The 17,693-nt window shown below is 47.6% G+C and carries 18 protein-coding genes; 12 read left to right on the plus strand and 6 right to left on the minus strand.

Annotated features, from left to right (window positions below):
• Positions 1-22 precede the first annotated feature (22 nt).
• The 4 genes from BLCOC_RS10965 to BLCOC_RS10980 are packed head-to-tail and all read left to right on the plus strand — an operon-like array spanning position 23 to position 3,597.
• Positions 23-847 (plus strand): HAD-IIA family hydrolase, encoded by an 825-nt coding sequence (locus tag BLCOC_RS10965; protein ID WP_029469573.1) that lies wholly within the window; start codon positions 23-25, stop codon positions 845-847.
• Positions 844-1,527, plus strand: a complete 684-nt coding sequence (gene sfsA / locus BLCOC_RS10970; protein ID WP_115625299.1) for a DNA/RNA nuclease SfsA — start codon at positions 844-846, stop codon at positions 1,525-1,527. Before BLCOC_RS10965 ends, sfsA begins: the two co-directional genes overlap by 4 nt.
• Positions 1,524-2,576: an A/G-specific adenine glycosylase gene (mutY, locus tag BLCOC_RS10975; RefSeq protein WP_029469571.1), complete on the plus strand. Its 1,053-nt coding sequence runs from the start codon at positions 1,524-1,526 to the stop codon at positions 2,574-2,576. Before sfsA ends, mutY begins: the two co-directional genes overlap by 4 nt.
• A 4-nt stretch (positions 2,577-2,580) precedes the next feature.
• A complete protein-coding gene (locus tag BLCOC_RS10980) occupies positions 2,581-3,597 on the plus strand; it encodes a glycosyltransferase family 2 protein (protein ID WP_029469570.1) in 1,017 nt (338 codons plus the stop codon).
• A 113-nt stretch (positions 3,598-3,710) separates the two neighbouring features.
• On the opposite strand, the gene BLCOC_RS10985 is transcribed toward BLCOC_RS10980, so the two are convergent.
• The 3 genes from BLCOC_RS10985 to BLCOC_RS10995 all read right to left on the minus strand — a co-directional run bounded on the left by BLCOC_RS10985 (position 3,711) and on the right by BLCOC_RS10995 (position 6,272).
• Entirely contained in the window at positions 3,711-4,358 is a 648-nt protein-coding gene (locus BLCOC_RS10985) for a phosphatase PAP2 family protein (protein WP_018595995.1), read from the minus strand.
• Between the two features lie 137 nt (positions 4,359-4,495).
• Positions 4,496-5,329 carry a glycerophosphodiester phosphodiesterase family protein gene (locus BLCOC_RS10990; protein ID WP_029469569.1) on the minus strand — a complete coding sequence of 278 codons (834 nt, stop codon included), beginning with the start codon at positions 5,327-5,329 and terminating at the stop codon, positions 4,496-4,498.
• 19 nt (positions 5,330-5,348) lie between these two features.
• Positions 5,349-6,272 carry a diacylglycerol/lipid kinase family protein gene (locus tag BLCOC_RS10995; RefSeq protein WP_115625300.1) on the minus strand — a complete coding sequence of 308 codons (924 nt, stop codon included), beginning with the start codon at positions 6,270-6,272 and terminating at the stop codon, positions 5,349-5,351.
• Positions 6,273-6,438: 166 nt separating this feature from the next.
• Between BLCOC_RS10995 and BLCOC_RS11000 the strand changes: the two genes are divergently transcribed.
• Positions 6,439-6,909 carry a methylglyoxal synthase gene (locus tag BLCOC_RS11000; RefSeq protein ID WP_029469567.1) on the plus strand — a complete coding sequence of 157 codons (471 nt, stop codon included), beginning with the start codon at positions 6,439-6,441 and terminating at the stop codon, positions 6,907-6,909.
• Positions 6,910-7,022: 113 nt separating this feature from the next.
• Here the strand turns inward: BLCOC_RS11000 and BLCOC_RS11005 are convergent, their stop codons facing one another.
• Both BLCOC_RS11005 and BLCOC_RS11010 read right to left on the minus strand, forming a co-directional pair.
• Positions 7,023-7,799 carry an N-acetylmuramoyl-L-alanine amidase gene (locus BLCOC_RS11005; protein ID WP_029469566.1) on the minus strand — a complete coding sequence of 259 codons (777 nt, stop codon included), beginning with the start codon at positions 7,797-7,799 and terminating at the stop codon, positions 7,023-7,025.
• Positions 7,800-7,829: 30 nt separating this feature from the next.
• Positions 7,830-9,167, minus strand: a complete 1,338-nt coding sequence (locus BLCOC_RS11010; protein ID WP_018596026.1) for an MATE family efflux transporter — start codon at positions 9,165-9,167, stop codon at positions 7,830-7,832.
• 205 nt (positions 9,168-9,372) lie between these two features.
• Here BLCOC_RS11010 and BLCOC_RS11015 point away from each other — a divergent pair, with 205 nt between their 5' ends.
• Entirely contained in the window at positions 9,373-9,996 is a 624-nt protein-coding gene (locus BLCOC_RS11015; RefSeq protein WP_018596027.1) for a hypothetical protein, read from the plus strand.
• Positions 9,997-10,055: 59 nt separating this feature from the next.
• Here the strand turns inward: BLCOC_RS11015 and BLCOC_RS11020 are convergent, their stop codons facing one another.
• Positions 10,056-10,736, minus strand: a complete 681-nt coding sequence (locus tag BLCOC_RS11020) for a GTP pyrophosphokinase (RefSeq protein WP_029469564.1) — start codon at positions 10,734-10,736, stop codon at positions 10,056-10,058.
• Between the two features lie 255 nt (positions 10,737-10,991).
• Between BLCOC_RS11020 and BLCOC_RS11025 the strand changes: the two genes are divergently transcribed.
• Genes BLCOC_RS11025 through BLCOC_RS11050 form a run of 6 tightly spaced genes read left to right on the plus strand, consistent with a single transcriptional unit; the run spans position 10,992 to position 17,542 of the window.
• The gene (locus BLCOC_RS11025) at positions 10,992-11,861 is read left to right on the plus strand and encodes a DUF5685 family protein (protein ID WP_115625301.1); all 870 of its coding nucleotides are present in this window, start codon (positions 10,992-10,994) and stop codon (positions 11,859-11,861) included.
• Positions 11,842-12,495, plus strand: a complete 654-nt coding sequence (locus BLCOC_RS11030) for a J domain-containing protein (protein WP_115625302.1) — start codon at positions 11,842-11,844, stop codon at positions 12,493-12,495. The genes BLCOC_RS11025 and BLCOC_RS11030 overlap by 20 nt, the downstream gene beginning before the upstream one ends.
• Positions 12,486-13,025, plus strand: coding sequence for a hypothetical protein (locus BLCOC_RS11035; protein WP_115625303.1), 540 nt, complete (start codon positions 12,486-12,488; stop codon positions 13,023-13,025). The genes BLCOC_RS11030 and BLCOC_RS11035 overlap by 10 nt, the downstream gene beginning before the upstream one ends.
• Positions 13,026-13,027: 2 nt before the next feature.
• Positions 13,028-14,308: an L-cysteine desulfidase family protein gene (locus BLCOC_RS11040; RefSeq protein ID WP_115625304.1), complete on the plus strand. Its 1,281-nt coding sequence runs from the start codon at positions 13,028-13,030 to the stop codon at positions 14,306-14,308.
• Between the two features lie 11 nt (positions 14,309-14,319).
• Positions 14,320-15,219 (plus strand): DUF445 domain-containing protein, encoded by a 900-nt coding sequence (locus BLCOC_RS11045; protein WP_115625305.1) that lies wholly within the window; start codon positions 14,320-14,322, stop codon positions 15,217-15,219.
• Between the two features lie 37 nt (positions 15,220-15,256).
• Complete coding sequence (locus tag BLCOC_RS11050) at positions 15,257-17,542, plus strand: helix-turn-helix domain-containing protein (protein ID WP_115625306.1); 2,286 nt, start codon at positions 15,257-15,259, stop codon at positions 17,540-17,542.
• The last annotated feature ends 151 nt before the right edge of the window (positions 17,543-17,693 follow it).

Genomic DNA, 17,693 nt, shown 5'->3' on the forward strand with positions numbered 1-17,693 from the left:
AGGATTTACAAGGAGAAGAAAAATGCTGACAGATAAGAACGGGAAAAATGCAGAGAAGCTGAGAGACAAGAAGCTGTATCTTCTGGATATGGACGGAACGATTTACAACGAGGATGAAATTTTTGAGGGAACACTTGATTTTTTGGATGAGATCGAGAGAAGAGGCGGACAGTATATCTTTATCACCAACAATTCCTCAAAGTCAGTGAATGACTATGTGGAGAAGGTGACAAAAATGGGCATTCGGGCCGGATATGAGAATTTCTATACATCCAGCCAGGCCACAGCCATGTATATCAATGAAAATTATCCGGATCAGGTAGTCTACTGCATGGGAACCCGTTCCCTGGTAAATGAGCTGCGCGAGGCCGGCATTTCGGTGGTCACAGAGGTGGATGACAGGGCCTCTGTTGTTCTCATTGGATTTGATACGGAGAACACTTCAGAGAAGATCAGAAATACCTGCATTATGCTGGGCAGAAATGTGGTTTATCTGGCTACAAATCCTGACTTTGTATGTCCGGTGAGCTTTGGATATATCCCTGACTGCGGCTCTATGAGCATAATGCTGAAAAATGCCACAGGAAAAGAACCATTTTTTATTGGTAAACCTGAGCCGATTATGGTAAACTGTGTATTAAAGAAGCTGGGCATGAAGGCAGAGGATGCTGTCATCATTGGTGACCGGCTTTACACAGATATCAAGACCGGAGTGAAAGCCGGGGTGGATACCATCTGTGTGCTTTCCGGTGAAGCGACTACACAGGACATAGAAGAAGGAGATGTAAAGCCAACCTATGTCTTTGACAGCGTAAAAGAGATTTATGAGGGACTGACAGAAGCATGAGATATAAGAATATCAGGGAAGGGCGCTTTTTAAGCCGCCCTAACCGTTTTATTGCCCGTGTGGAGATTGACGGGCAGGAAGAAATCTGTCACGTAAAAAACACTGGAAGGTGCCGGGAATTGTTAGTTCCCGGCGCCTCTGTTTTTTTGGAGAAAAGTGACAAAAAAGAACGAAAAACAGCGTATGACCTGATCGCTGTAAAAAAGGGAAACCGTCTGATCAATATGGATTCCCAGATACCCAACCGGGTGGTGGAGGAGTGGCTGCGTAAAGGCAGCCTGTTCGGAGAGGGCGCCTACATCCGTCCTGAGACAAAATACGGAAATTCCCGTTTTGATCTGTATCTGGAACAGGGAGAACGGAAAATATTCATGGAAGTAAAAGGCGTGACACTGGAAGAAGACGGAATCGCCCGCTTTCCGGACGCGCCCACTGAACGGGGAATCAAGCATATAAAGGAGCTTTGCCAATGTATAAAAGAGGGCTATGAGGCGTATATTATGTTTGTTATCCAGATGAAGGACGTGAAACATTTTGAACCGAATAAAAAGACACATGAGGAGTTCGCAAAGGTGCTTTTGGAGGCAGAAGAAGCCGGAGTACATGTATTGGCCTATGACTGCTTTGTAAAGCCGGATGCCATCTTACTCAGGGAACCGGTGGAGGTAAAGCTGATATGAAACTGGAAGAGATAACAGAACCTCTGCTTTCCTGGTATGAGGAAAATAAGCGGGACCTGCCCTGGCGCAGAGACCCGTCTCCCTACCACGTGTGGGTTTCTGAAATCATGCTGCAGCAGACAAGAGTGGAGGCTGTAAAGGGATATTACGAGAGATTCCTTTCGGCGCTTCCCGGTATTGAAGATCTGGCCGCCTGCCCGGAAAATAAACTGTTGAAATTGTGGGAAGGTTTGGGCTATTATAATCGTGTGAAAAATATGCAGAAGGCGGCAAAAGAGATCGTTTTGAAATATAATAAAGAGATTCCGGCAGATTATGAGAAAATCCTGGCACTGCCCGGTATCGGAAGCTATACGGCAGGCGCTGTCTCCTCCATTGCATTTGGCCTGAAAAAGCCGGCAGTGGACGGCAATGTTCTGCGGGTGATATCCCGTATTACTGAAAATGGGGACGATATCTTAAAGCAGTCGGTAAAGAAGCGGGTGGAACAGGAATTGGAAGCAGTCATGCCAGAGGACAGGCCTGGGGCGTTTAACCAGAGTCTCATGGAGTTGGGTGCTACCGTCTGTATACCGAACGGTATGGCTAAGTGCAGCGACTGTCCGGTAAGCCATCTGTGTAAGGCCCGGGCCAATGGCACTGTCTTGGAATATCCGAAAAAAGCCTCCAAAAAGAAACGCAGAATTGAGGAGAAGACAGTCCTTCTCATACAGAACGGGCAGGAATATGCCATATGCAGGCGTCCCGATCAAGGACTTTTGGCCGGCCTGTATGAATTTCCCAATGTGGAAGGATGGCTGACCGAGGAGGAAGTGATCAGGGCAGTGGAGGAATGGAAACTCATACCCCTGCACATAAGAACTGCAGGCGAGGCAAAACATATTTTTTCACATGTAGAGTGGCATATGAAGGGATATGTGGTAAAGGTGGCCTCCACAGAAGAGAAGGAGGCAGGAAACCTGCTTTTTATCAATAAAAAAGAGTCGAAGGGAAAATACGCGATTCCCTCCGCTTTTTCCGCATACAGAAAATATATTGAGGAGGACTAATTAAATGAAATTATTGTCCGTAGCAGTTCCCTGCTATAATTCACAGGCATACATGGAAAAATGCGTGGATTCCCTGCTGGAAGGCGGGGATCAGGTAGAAATACTGATCGTGGATGACGGTTCCTCGGATGACACGGCAAAGATCGCAGACGATTATGCCGCCAGATATCCGGGCATTGTAAAGGCTATACATCAGGAGAACGGCGGCCATGGGGAGGCTGTGAACACAGGCCTTAAAAACGCCACCGGAATTTTTTTTAAAGTGGTGGACAGCGATGACTGGGTGAACAAAGAGGCTTATGAGGCGATCCTGACAAAGCTCTCAGAGATAGTGGGAGGGCCTCAGACCCTGGATATGATGATCAGCAATTTTGTCTATGAAAAGCAGGGCGCCAGACGGAAGAAAGTCATGCGCTATAAGAAATACCTTCCGCAGGGAAAAATTTTCACCTGGGAGGAGATCAGCAAGATGCCGGTGGGAAAATATATTCTGATGCATTCGGTGATCTACCGCACCGGACTGCTCAGAGAGTGCGGTCTGGAGCTGCCGAAACACACCTTTTACGTGGACAACCTGTTTGTCTATCAGCCGCTGCCTTCGGTGAAGACCATGTACTATATGGACGTGAATTTTTACCGATATTTTATCGGCAGGGAGGACCAGTCAGTGCATGAGGACGTGATGATACGCAGAATTGACCAGCAGCTTTTGGTGAACCGTCTCATGATCGATTCTGTGGCGGGAAAGAGGGTCAGTGACAAGCATCTGCGGCAGTATCTCCTCCGTTACCTGGACATTATCACCGCGGTTTCCTCTATTATGCTGATACGCTCCGGCACGGAGGAAAATTTGGAAAAGAAAAAGGATTTGTGGAAATATCTGAGAAATGAAGATATCCATATTTACAGGAAGCTCCGCCTGGGTATCCTAGGTAGAAGCGTGAATCTGCCGGGATGGAGCGGAAGAAATATTTCTGTGGCGATCTATAAAGTAGTGCAGAAATTCTATGGTTTCAATTAAAGAAAAATCAAGAGTCAAAAGAATGAAAGAAGTCGCCATACGGAGGCGCTGTTAGTATGAAAAAAAGGACATTCCAAAAGCGGAGTGTCCTTTTTTTGTGAAAATTTTAAAAGCTATTTTACAAAAGCCGGCTGTTTCTGCCGTGCAGGATGTGCCTTGTAGAACATCTGGTAACAGAAAACATTCAGCGCAAATGCCGCAACTACATCCACAAGTGTATGCTGCTTCAGGAATACGGTTGCCATCACGATAAGAATGGTCAGAAGCAGGGTACTGCCAAGCAGCAGGGGATGCCTTTTTGCTCTTGCGTTTTTGAAAACAGCTGTGCAGCAGGCCACGGAGTTAAATACATGGATACTGGGCAGTATATTAGTTGGAGTATCGATCTTGTATAAATGCCTCACCAGTTCAATGAAGATACTGTCACCCGAAAGCTTGGGACGCAGGTCCTGCCCGTTAGGATAAATATAAGAGATCACCAGGAACAGTGTCATGCCCACTCCCAGGGTAAATATCAGTTGGTAAAATTCCCGTTTGCTGTCATTAAAAAATGAGAAGTATAAAACAGTCACTGCGATGTAGGCGAACCACAACAGATACGGGACGATGAAATATTCACAGAAGGGGATATAGTCATCAATCTTCATATGGATGATATGGGGCCGGATATCACGCTGCTCCAGGTATTGGAATGCCGCAAGATAAAAGATGCCGTATACTGGGATGATCCAGGTATGTTTGTATTTTTTAACCAGATTCACTTAATCACCTTCTTTTCGATGCCAAAGCCTTTCTTTGTCCTGCCAATTATAGCACAGGAAAATCAGGATAACAATGGGATTTACAGTAAATTCAGAAAAGCTTCACATCCAATTCACACTCTGGAAAAAACATCTGGTCATGCCTGTCTGCGGGGAAGAAAACTGTCAAAAATAACGGAGTCAAAACGTTTTTTGTATTTTTCGTAGGCTTCCGGTGTGCGCAGTGTCCAGGCAAACACAGGTGTTTTGTACAGATGGCGGTTCAGGCAGAAGCTCAGGTTCCGGCTGTCCTTATAGCAGTAGGCAATGAAGTCAGGACGGCCGATACAGTTGGTGAGCAGGTGTTTGACCAGAAAGCTCAGTACATATCCACCCTCAGCCACAGGGCTTGTGAGATTGGAGGAGAGCTGTCCTCTCACAACATCCGGCCGATTGCGGCGGTACCAGAAAAGGGCCAGGGAATTAAAGGATTCTATGCAGTAGCTGCCCTTATACCCCTGTAACAGTTTATCCACAAGAAGGCAAGGATATGTGTGGTGAGAGTGAAGTTTTATCTCGATCAGCAGAGGAACACGTCCGTCCACAAGCTTCAGTACATCAGAAAAGAGAGGAATCTTCTCGCCTGTATTCTGGAGGGAAAGTCTCTGAAGCTCCTCATAGGTTTTTGTTTCCAGAGGGAGGTCAATGCCGCACATGCGGCCGAGGGTATAGTCGTGGAAAACTACGATTTTCTCGTCTTTGGTGATCTGAACATCCAGCTCAATGGGATATCCGCAGAGAACGGCCCTCTCAAATGCCGGCAGGGAATTCTCCGGTATGCCTTCTTTGGGGTCAAACAGCCCCCTGTGCGCAAAAAGCCTGTGCATAAAGGCGCGGGTCTGGGATTTCCTTGTAAAACGCGGCATGATGCAATAGAAGTAGAGTAAAAAAACGAGAAGTATAATGGCAGCAGTTATCAGCAGTAATTTCATAAGTTAAACCTTCTTTCAGCTATCTGGTAATGACAGAAATCTGTTCCCGGGCGGTTCTGAGGGAAAGGGAATTCCTAAACCCAAAAGACTCTCCGTCGCAGTGTACAGGGAGAGGACGCTGGCTGATGATCTCCACCACATGCCCCTGTTCTATCTGTATGCCTCTGAACCACGTGTGTTTCCCAATAAAAGCAGTGGGCAGCATGGTAATGATCTTCAGCTTGGAGAGCTTTCCGGCAACACAGATGTGGATCTTTCCATCCGTGTGATCTGCGTCCGGACAAAATTTACAGCCTCCTCCTTCATACTTCAGATTCATGCCGGCTACAAAAAAGCAGCGGGGGAAGCGCAATATCTTTTTTTGATCCAGGCGGATATCCACGCGGCAGGGGCGGTAGAGAAACAATTGTTTCAGAGCGATCGCCGCATAGGTAAGCTTGCCCAGATGGTATCGGTTCAGAAAATCCTTGAGGCCGGAATTGAGAGCCTCGTGACAGATGGAGGCATCAAAGCCAATGCCGGCGCTGATGAGAAAACAGCGCTTTTCCCCATCCGACCGCGCAATTCCGATATCCATTTTCTCAATACATGCGGGGGACAGGATCTGTTCCACTGCTTTGTCTGTATCTTTGGTAAGCCCAAGGCCTCTGGCAAAGTCATTGCCGGAACCTGTGGGGATATATCCCAGGGTAATATGGGTGTACACGGTTTTCACAAGTCCGTTGACCACCTCATTCACTGTGCCGTCTCCGCCTACAACAACCAATGTGCAGGGAATGGAGAGGGCTGCAATCTGATGAGCCAGTTCAGCAGCATGTCCGTGCCGCTGGGTAAAATAGGCTTCATATTCCAGATGTTCTTCATCCAGACGTTTTTTGACATTGTCCCAGATCTCCTGTCCTTTGCCGGAACGGGAGCGGGGATTGATGATAAAATAGTACATAGGCTTCTCCTTCTTTGCAATTATTGTAGCAGTTTCCCGTTGTGAGGACAAGTAAAATATGTTATGATAAAAAAACAGCAGAGGAACCGGTCACTGTCCGCGGGCAGGCCTGTAAACAGCAGCCGGAACCGGAAACCATACAGATAGCTGAAAGGAGTTAAGATACATGGACAATGAATTTATAACATTTACAATAGGGAAAAAGAAACATATCGCGCTGATCGCACATGACAATGAAAAGCCGAAACTGATAGAATGGTGCAAAGAGAATTATGATATACTGAAGAATCACAGTCTTTACGGAACCGGCACAACAGCCAGGCTGATCGCGGACAAAGCAGGCCTTCGCATCAAGGGATACAACAGCGGTCCTCTGGGCGGTGACCAGCAGATCGGAGCCAAGATCGTGGAAGGTGTCATTGACTTTGTAGTGTTCTTCTCAGATCCTCTGACCGCGCAGCCTCACGATCCGGATGTGAAGGCTCTTATGCGTATTGCGCAGGTCTATGATATCCCCATGGCCATCAATAAGGCCACTGCGGATTTCATGATCCACTCCCAGTTTATGAGCGGGGAATATGACCATGAAGTGATCAATTTTAAAAAGAATGTGGAAGAGCGGGCAGATTCCATGTGAGAAAATGCTCGTATCAGTGATATAAATAAAAGATGTCTCCTTGCCATACAGCAGAAGACATCTTTTTTCATACCGGCTTTTTATTCTGTGCCGGTGAGGCATCCCCCTTTTTATCAGGTGGTGATCCAGGTACTGTATCCTGCCCGGCGCAGGGTCTGTTCCATCCTGACGGCATTTGCCAGGTACTGATAAGCGCCTACCTGTACTTTGTAAAAGCCGTCTTCGTTTAAAATGTAAGCCGGAAATCCCTGGTCCTGCAGTTCATAGAGCAGATTATCGGCATACTGTTTTTCACGGAACATGCCAACCTGCACCCGGTAGAGCACCGGTTCCCCGGCAGGCGGTTTCTCCACCTCTTCCTCCTCCAGTGTTCCCAGGATCGCGTAGGCAATGCCCTGGGCAATCTCATCGAATCTCTCGTCAAACAGGGCATTGTCCTTGTCGTTGTTGATAAAACCAACCTCAACCAATACCGCCGGCATCCGTGTGCGCCGAAGGACTACCAGGCCCGGTCTTGCTCTCACGCCCAGGTTGTTAAAGCCCAGTTCTCCCAGTGCTCCGTTGATGTTTTCCGCCATGTCAACCTTTTGTCCCGACAGGTCATAGACCAGGGATTCCACACCGGAATACTGGTTGGGCTGGGGGCTTGAGTTGCGGTGGAAGGAGATGAACCAGTCCGCTCCGGCGTCGTTTCCGATGCGGGCTTTCTCAAATGGTGTCTGATATACATCGGTGGTGCGGGTGTACACCACATCCACCCCGTTCTGGGAGAGAATCCGGCCTACTGCCAGGGCCAGCCGGAGATTGTCATCTTTCTCCTGTCTGCCCTTATAGACAGCGCCGGGATCCGTTCCGCCGTGCCCGGCGTCTATTACAATTTTATATGCCAAATGGTGACTCCTTGAATCGCTTTATGATTATTATATGCGCTGTCTTTGATTTTGTGTCCTGCACAGACGGCGGAATTTAAAAATCAGGGGCAGTATCATAAGACACCAGATGATGGGCTCCGCAATGATGATCCCCATGTACTGCAGGATAGGTGTTAAAAACAGCGCGATCAGCACTTTTCCCGCCAGTTCTATGAAGCTGGATATGACAGGAGTGATGTGATCCCCAATGGCCTGCAGGGCATTTCTGAGGATATTGATCCCGCAGGCGACAAAATACAGAAGGGAATTTATCCGCAGGTATTTGGAGGCGTTTTCTATGACCACCGGGCTGCTGCTTCCTGTGACCAGATGGATCAGGAAGGGGGCTGCTGTGTAGCTTAAGAAGATGACAACAAAGGTCCATGCCCATGTGATGAAAAGAGCCTGGCGGATACCGATTTTTACCCGGTCGAATTTTCCGGCACCGAAATTTTGTCCGCAGAAGGTAGCCATGGTCACACCCATGACGGAGATGGGCAGGAAATAAAATTCACAGATTTTTCTGGCGGCTGTATGTGCCACAATGATTTCCGTGCCGAAGGTATTGATAGCGCACTGAAGAGCCAGGGTACCGAAAAATACCAGGGACATCATCAGAGCCATGGACAGCCCGGAGGAGTAAAGGACCTTTATCATGGTCCTGCTCAGTCTGAAGTCCGCAGGCTTTAAGCGAAAGACCGGATAGCGTTTCCACATATAGACAAAGCTCAGTACAACCGAGACACTCTGGGCCAGAACCGTGGCCAGGGCAGCACCTCTTACCCCCATATGGAACTGCAGGATGAACAGCAGATCAAGCCCCACGTTCAGAAGGGCAGCGCAGACCAGAAATAGAAGAGGTGCCACTGTGTCGCCTACGGCCCGCATGATCCCCGCCAGCGCGTTGTAGAGCATGGTGATGAGCATACCCATAAGTATGATCCTTATGTACCCTGATGCTTCCGAGAGAAGATGGCTGGGAACCTGCAGCAGGGATAAAAATCCGTTCAGCCCTAAAAGGGAGACTGCGGTGAGGACTATTGTGGTGAGAAAGCCCAGAAGAAAGGTTCCGGCAGCCGCTTTTTTCAGCCGTTCTTTTTTGTCAGCGCCGAAGCTCTGGGAAACAATGATGGAAAAGCCGTTGGTCAGACCCTGCAGAAAGCCGATGAGCAGAGTGCTGATGGCTGTGGTGGCGCCGACTGCGGCGAGAGAGGATTCCCCCAGTGTGCTTCCCACGATCCTTGTGTCAGCCAGGCTGTAAAAGAGCTGGAACAGATTGCCGAGACACACAGGCAGGGCAAAGGAGAGCATAAGTTTGGTTGGGTTTCCCTGAGTCAGATTCTTCATATTTTAATCTCCAATTAATTGTATTTCTGAAAATCCTTTACCATAATATCACAAGTCAGGAAAATAGCAAGCCATAAGTTACAGTCTTTGCTGTGAACAGCCGTAATTCTAAAATCTCCATAAAGTCTTATAAAACCTCTTCCTTTCTCAATTTAGAAGTGATAAAATCTAAATCAGCACAAAAAAAGGACGGATGAGTGAATAAATGAAGAAACCACAGATGAAAGACGAAACAAGAAAAAAAGTTGACAATTTTTGGTACTATTATAAGTTCCATGTACTGATCGGGGCCTTCCTGCTTTTTATGGTGGTCGTATTTGTCAAGGATATGCTGAGCAAAGTAGACTATGATTATGACATTGCCTTTGTCACAGATTATATGATAGCTGACGAGGACAGCCAGGCTCTGCAGAGTTATTTTGAGGCCAATGCAGAGGATTTGAACGGGGACGGGGAAGTCCATGTACAGATCCAGAACTATGTACTGCCCCCGGACGATGCCCAGGGATATGATCCCCAGATGCTGGCAGCAGGACAGACGAAGATGACAGTGGATCTGCAGGAAGGGACAAGCATGATCTTCTTTATCAGCCAGCAGAATTTTGAAAAGTTCAAGGACGCCGGTGTTTTTCCGGAAAAACTGGAGGACTTTGCCAAGGTGGAGGACTGTGCTGCCTATGCGGAGATGGGAGAACCTGCGTCCGTGAAGGATCTATATGTGGCAATGCGCAGCCTGGAAGGAACCAAGATGGAGAAGAATGAAGAGAAGACAGCCTACTATGACGCCTGTGAAACGCTTCTTGACAAGTTTGTTTCCGGCGCTGAATAATAGAGAGCACACACTGGGGGCTTCCTATTATCATAAATAAAAGATGATCGGGGAACTCGTCAGTTCAGTTCCCCGATCATCTTTTTAATATTCTGCATCTGGTTGTCCACCGCTGTGATGGTGTGGGCACATTCCAGAAGTTCCATGCTGATAAGCTCATGGTCTTTGTTGCTGCCCAGCTCTTTTTTGTAGCGGAGCTGGTGTTCCAGGCTGGCCCAGAAATCCATGCCTATGGTCCGTATCTGCACTTCGGCACGCATGGGAGTTTTCCCCTCTGCGAAGAATACAGGAATCTCTACGATCATGTGATAGCTTCGGTAGCCATTGGGCTTAGGGTTCAGGATATAATCCTTGATGCGGATGATCTTAATATCGTCCTGTTCAGCCAGAAGATTGGCAACCGTATAGATGTCATCTATGAAGGAGCAGATGACACGGATCCCTGCCACATCGTTTAACTGTTCCCGGATATTGGTCTCCGTGAATTCATAGCCCAGCTTCTGAAGCTTGCTGTAGATACTCATGGGCTTTTTGATCCTGGTCTTGATGGAGGAGATGGGATTGCGGTTGTACTTTACAGAGAATTCATCATCCAGTACCTCCAGTTTGGTCTGTATCTCCCGAATGGCACAGCGGTACATCATCATGAGAGAATTGTAGTAATCTGTATTTTTTATAAACCGCTCAGGAAAACGCACATCAAATTCCTGGGGAGGAATGTTCATATCTTCCGGTTTCATCTGTAAAAAATGCCTTCTTTCGTGTTTTTTCAGTTCGTGACAGCCCTATATCTGCCGATAATATAGGTTCATATGGCTGGCGCAGTAAGTGCGCAGGCCTGTTTGAACCGTTACTTCAGTATATTAGTATATCGAAAAAATGAAGTTACGTCAATGTGGGGATAGTATTTTTCAGAAACTTATAGTATAATAATATAGATTATGTCAAGAAGTAAGTACCTGCAGCAGCAGGCAGGAGAAAGGCAGCTAAATCATATGTTTGGATATGTGACGGTGGACAAACCGGAGCTGAAAGTGAAAGAATTTTATCAGTACAAGGCATATTACTGCGGTCTTTGCAGGACACTCAAAGAGGAATACGGATTTCGGGGAAGAATGACCCTTACGTATGATATGACATTTCTGGTGGTGCTTCTTACATCTCTTTATGAGAGTGAGACCAGGGAGATCAGTTCCCGGTGCCCGGTGCACCCTGTGAAGAAGATCCCCATGCTCCAGAATGAGATCACACAGTACGGAGCCAAGATGAATATTCTGCTTTCCTTTTACCATTTTGCAGACGACTGGCAGGATGATAAGAGCATGAAAGGGCTGACTGGCGTTCATTTATTTAAGAAAAAAGCTAAAAAGATCTGTCAGGAGTACCAAAGACAGAGTAAAGTGATCAGAAAGCAGCTTGGCAGACTCTCAGAGTATGAAAAGCAGCAAGAGACGGACCTGGATCTGGTGGCCGGCTGTTTCGGAGAGCTGATGGCAGAAATTTTTGTTATCCGGGAGGATGTCTGGGAAGAATATTTGAGAAAATTCGGTTTCTATCTTGGGAAGTTCATATATATTATGGATGCCTATGATGACCTGGAAAAAGATATAAAAAAGGGCAGCTATAACCCGCTGAAAACTCTCTATGAATCGTATGAAGAGGATAAGGAAGGGTATGAGAGGGAAGTGTATGACATTCTTCTCATGATGATGGCTGAAGCCAGCGGTGCCTTTGAGAAGCTTCCCTGTATTAAGGAGTCTGAACTGCTCCGGAATATTATCTATTCAGGAGTCTGGTCAAAATATAATAAATTAAAAAAAGAAAGACAGGAGATAAAAGAGAACCATGATCAACAATCCTTATGAAGTGCTGGGTGTATCACAAAACGCCAGCAATGACGAAATTAAAAGAGCATACCGGGATTTGAGCAGAAAATACCATCCCGATTCCTATGTGGATAATCCGCTGGCAGGGCTGGCAGAGGAAAAGTTCAAAGAAGTACAGGAGGCCTATGACCAGATCATGCGTGAGAGGGACGGAGGCTACCAAAGCGGTTACGGCAGCAGCGCAGGCAGCAGCTACAGCTCCGGAGGATACAGCCAGCAGAATTATGCGTCCTCGGAAGACAATATGCAGCTTCAGGCAGCAGCCAACTATCTGAACGCCCGCCAGTACCAGCAGGCGCTCAATGTGCTTTCCCGTATACAGAACAGGAACGCCCAGTGGTATTATCTGAGCGCAGTGGCCAATATGGGAATGGGTAACAATGTAAATGCCCTGAATCTGGCAAGACAGGCATCTTCCATGGAACCGGGCAATCCGGAGTATTCCAACCTGGTGAACCGCTTGCAGTGGAACAGCCAGAGATACCAGGGCGGCGGCAGTCCTTACGCAAACAACGGCGGCTCTTCCTGCGGTACGGGAAACTTCTGCTGTGATCTGTGGTGCGCTGACAGTTTGTGTGAGTGTATGGGAGGAGATCTTTGTCCATGCATGTAAGCGGAAAGAAAATGGCCGTATCCGGCCTTTTGATGGCCTTGTCGGTGGTTATGATCATACTCAGCGGTGTTCTGGATTTTAATACTTTGTTTTTTCTGGCAGCAGCCGCTTTCTGTGTGGGCATTATCGTGAGAGAATACGACCTCAAGACAGGGGTCATATTTTTCGGGGGAACTCTGCTTCTGGGATTTCTTCTGGCGCCTCAGAAGCTCTATTGCATTACGTTTGCCATGATGGGCGCCTATGTACTTTTTGTGGAAGGCTTGTGGCGTTTTCTGGGAAAGCACCAGAATATGAAAAAACCAAAGCTGGTTTTTACAGCAGGAAAATTCGTGATCTTTAATATCATGTATGTGCCTGCACTTTTCCTGTTTCCAAAACTGCTTTTTGCAGGTGTGATTTCAGATAAAGTGCTGCTGTTTTTCCTGTTGGGAGGCCAGATCGCCCTGTTTTTGTTTGACAAGGCCTATGAATACTTTTTGATCCGCATGTGGGGGAACTGGCGCGGAAAATTTTTTGGGAGAGGGTAATAATGATGACAAATGAAATGATAGAAGATTATATAAAAATCCTGGAATCTGAACTGGTTCCTGCCATGGGATGCACAGAGCCTATTGCGCTTGCGTACGGCGGTGCCAGGGCAAGAGAGATATTGGGCGGGATGCCTGAAAAAGTCATCGCCAAGTGCAGCGGCAATATCATTAAAAATGTGCGCTGTGTCACCATACCCAATTCCAAAGGACTGGTTGGCATAGAGGCCGGCGTACTTCTGGGCATTGCCGGCGGAAATGCCGGGAAGCAGATGGAGGTCCTGGAGGATGTCACAGACGCGGATATTGAGAAGGCAAAAGAAATGCTGAAAAAAGGTGTCTGTAAGGTGGAATTTTTGGACAGTCCCAGTGTGCTCCATATTATTCTGGAGCTGTATACAGAGGAACACAGCGCAGTGGTGGAAATCCGTGACGGACATACCAACATCACCAGTATCCGAAAAGACGGAAAAGAACTGCTGGAAGGCGCCGCAAAGTTTGAGCATGACGACACGGATGAGAGAAAAGTCATCCTGAATATGGAAAATATCAAAGAATTTGCTGATACGGTGGAGCTTTCCAAGGTACAGCATTTAATAGAGAGACAGATCACCTGTAATATGGCCATAGCCAATGAGGGAATGAAAGGCGGATACGGACTGGGGCTTGGAAAGCTTCTGGTGGAGTCTTATCCTGACACCACGCTGAATCAGATGAAGGCCTATGCCGCGGCAGGCTCTGAGGCCAGAATGGGGGGATGTGACCTTCCGGTCATCATCAATTCCGGTTCCGGCAACCAGGGAATTGCATCCTCTGTACCTGTGGTGGTTTATGCCAGGATCAAGCAGGTGGATCAGGAAACACTTTACCGCTCTTTAGTATTTTCCAATCTACTGACCATTTACCAGAAAACTTATATCGGCAAGCTCTCAGCCTTCTGTGGTGCGGTGTCTGCGTCCTGTGCCAGTGGTGCGGCTCTCACCTATATGGTGGGTGGAACACTGGATCAGATCAAGATGACAGTGGAGAATACACTGGCCAATATACCGGGTATTATCTGCGATGGAGCGAAAATCTCCTGTGCGGCCAAGATCGCCACCAGTCTGGACGCTGCCATCATGGCTCATAACCTGGCTATGAAGAACAAAGTCTATGCCCCTTACACAGGGATCCTGCAGGAGGATACCCCTGAGACCATTAGCTGTGTGGGATACATAGGCAAGGAAGGCATGAAGCAGACAGACAAAGAGATACTGAAGATCATGATTGAACACAACGAATAGAAGGGATATAGATGAATTTTTTACGTTTACTGGCCGGGCCGCTCATTGGAGCGGTCATTGGCTACTGTACGAATTATATTGCAGTGAAGATGTTGTTTCGCCCCCTGTACCCGGTGAAGATCGGGAACTGGACACTGCCCTTTACACCGGGCATTATCCCGAGAGGAAAAAGCAGACTGGCAAAGGCGCTGGGAAGTGCTGTGGGGGATCATCTGATCACGAAGACGGATCTGGAGGATATGCTGCTGTCCGAGGGTGTGAAAAATACCATTGTCAGCCGTATCAGCGAGGGTGTCCAGAAGGTGCAGAAAAGCGATGATACCGTTGAAGGTTTCCTGCAGCACTATGTGGAGCAGGGCGACTATGAAGCGATGCGGGAAAAGCTGGAGGATTTTATCACGGACCGCATCACAGAAGGCCTGGACAAGCTGGATGTAGGCTCCATCATTGCAGAGGAAGGCGCCAAAGAAGTAAAGCAGAAATTCCAAGGCTCCATGGTATCCATGTTTCTCACAGATGATCTGATCAATTCCATTGCGGAACCCATTGGAAGAAAAGTGGGGGATTATATCAGAGAGAACGGGCATGACAAGATCCATCCGGTGGTAGTGGGAGAGATCGCGTCTGTGGAGAGCCGCAAAGTCGGAGAACTCATAGAATCCATCCCTCTGGGTGAAGAGAAGATCCGCGCCCTGGTGGAGAGCATCTACGTGAAATTTGTGGGTGACAAGGCGGGAGAACTGGCAGAACAGTTCCACATCGCCAAAGTAGTGGAAGAGAAGGTAAACGGTATGGATGTGCTGGAAGTGGAAAATATCCTCATGTCCATCATGAAAAAAGAGCTGAATGCTGTCATCAATCTGGGAGCATTGATCGGGTTTATCATCGGGCTGCTGAATCTGCTTCTGTAATGCAGGATAGTATCGGATATGAAAAAGGAGAGCCGGAATGGATAACTTTCAGGTATATTTAGACCATATGGAGAGCCTGAGCCATCAGTTGAATGACGGGCTTTCCTTTCTTCTTGTCCTGCGGGGACAGGTGGTGCTGGAGACCTTTGGGGAAGCCGGCATTTTAGAGAGCAACAGTCTGGCGGTCATTAACCACAGAGAATTGTACTCGGTGGAGAGCCGGGGACAGAATATCGTGCTGTTTCTTCGTGTGTCCGGAGAATATCTGAGCACCCGCTGCCCGGAAATACTGAAAAACCGCTATACCTGCAGTACGGCCAGGGCGCAGTCCGGGACAGAGTCCCTGTACGAATCCCTGAAGCAGAGAGTGGCGCGTATGGCTTTTATCTATTTAAAACAGGGTGAGGAGGACAGGCTCCTTTTCCAATCGGAATTATTGCTGGTGTTGCATACTCTGCTGCACCATTTTATTTCCGGGGAAACATATGAGATGACCGATATATCCCGGGATGGAAAGCTCTATCCCATACTCTCTTATATCAGCCAGAATTACAGGAACCCTATCACTTTAGAACAGCTTGCAGGGGAGGCTTATCTGTCGGTTCCGTATCTGTCCAAATTATTCAGAAAAGAAACAGGAGTCTCTTATCTGGAATATCTGACGGGTATCCGCTTAAAGGCTGCGGTGCACGACCTTATCTATACCGGGGAGCCTGTTACCCGAATTGCCATGAACTGCGGGTTTTCAGGAGTCAAGACCTTTAACAGCCAGTTTAGGAAAAAGTATGGCTGTTCCCCGGGTGAATACAGGAAGAAATATGCGCTGGCACAAAAGACAGGTGCCAGGACATCCGGCGGACAGGACAAAGGGGGCCGGGCAAAATCCCCGGAATCCCTGGAGGCGCTGGTGCGCTATGTAAGCCGCTTTGAACCGGAGGCAGACATGGGAGAACCGGAACGCGCTGTTTTGAATGTGAGAACAGCCAAGAGGTTCCAGGTGGATTTTCCTAAGAAGATTCTGGATATAGGACATATTTTGTCGGCACTGCAGAGCACGGTGCAGATGCAGATCCGGGAGGCACAGAAGGCTATCGGATTTGAATATGTCATGTTCCATGGCTTTTTCTTTGAAAAGGATGACGTACCGGACAGAGAGCTGATCCATTACTTTCAATGTACGGAGATCATAAACAATCTGAGACAGATGGGGCTGGTTCCCTTTGTGAGAATCGAGCTGGCAGAGGCTGCCGGTATGAAAAGGGAAAGACAGCAGTACATTTTAGGGCGTATGAAGCGCCAGTTGGAGATTGTATGCGGCAGATTCGAGGAGGAATATCTGGAACAGTGGCATTTTGAACTCTGTGCGCCGGACAGGGAACTGTCTTTTGTACTGGAGGCGGCTGCCATGATAAAGCAGATCTGTTCCCAGTTCAGGACGGGTATACTTGTGGGAGAACACCCCTACCCTGTGGAGAAAATGGAATTTGTTCTGCATAACCAGTTTTTGCTGCTTGTGGATTTTCTGAGCTTCACCTCAGACCCCAATCAGTCTGTGGCCCCTGCAGACGCGGTAAAATACCAGGAGTTTCACAGAACCTGCCATCACAGAAGACTGGAGGCTGTGAAGGGCTGGATGGAGGAAGCAGGGGCCAGACTGCCTATATTTTTAACTCACTTTAACACACTCACGGGAAAATCCCAGGTGGAGGCAGGTGAGTTTCACAGGACCGCTCTGATCGCGGATATGGTGTTTTCCTTGGCTCAGATGACAGCGGGAATTGCCTTTGCCCTGAATCTTTCCAGCAGGGAGAACCCTATGCCGGCGCTTTTGTCTTATCCGCTGAGTCTGTTTTTGTATAATAATATCAGGAGGCCGCTGTTTTTTACGCTCCGCTCCCTGATGCTTTTGAAACAGCAGGTGCTCATGTTCCAAAACCATATTTTAGTGACCATGGACAAAAGAGGAACTCTGGCTGTTCTCATGTATCATCCCTGTTATATAGACCCCTTTCGGTCTCTGGATAATGTAAGGGGAAGCGGAAACATAAAAAATGTAAATCTGGTTCTGCAGAATATCCCTGCGGGCCGCTACCGGATCAAAAGCATACGGCTGGACCGTGACAACGGCAGTCTCTATAATAACTGGCTCAAAATGAATTTTTCCAATCCTCTGGAGGAGGATGACATTGTAGAATACCTGGAAAATTTCTGCAATCCCTCAATCTCTCTTATGGAGGAGTCCATAGACGGCAGATATGAGATCCATCAGTCCCTGACACTCAACGCCATTGCCGTTTTTCTTATCAGGCGGGAAACAGATTAAAAAAAGGACGTCTTTTTTTAATCTGTTTTTTTCTTTTCTGAAAAGTGACCCAAAAACATCCCTATTGTTATTTTATCTGCCCTGTTTTCTCTCTCTTTGTAAAGTTATACTGTGATCAGAAAAGCGGCAGAGGCCGAAAGACAGAGAAAGC

The sequence above is a fragment of the Blautia coccoides genome (assembly GCF_034355335.1).
Classification (GTDB): Bacteria; Bacillota; Clostridia; order Lachnospirales; family Lachnospiraceae; genus Blautia; species Blautia producta.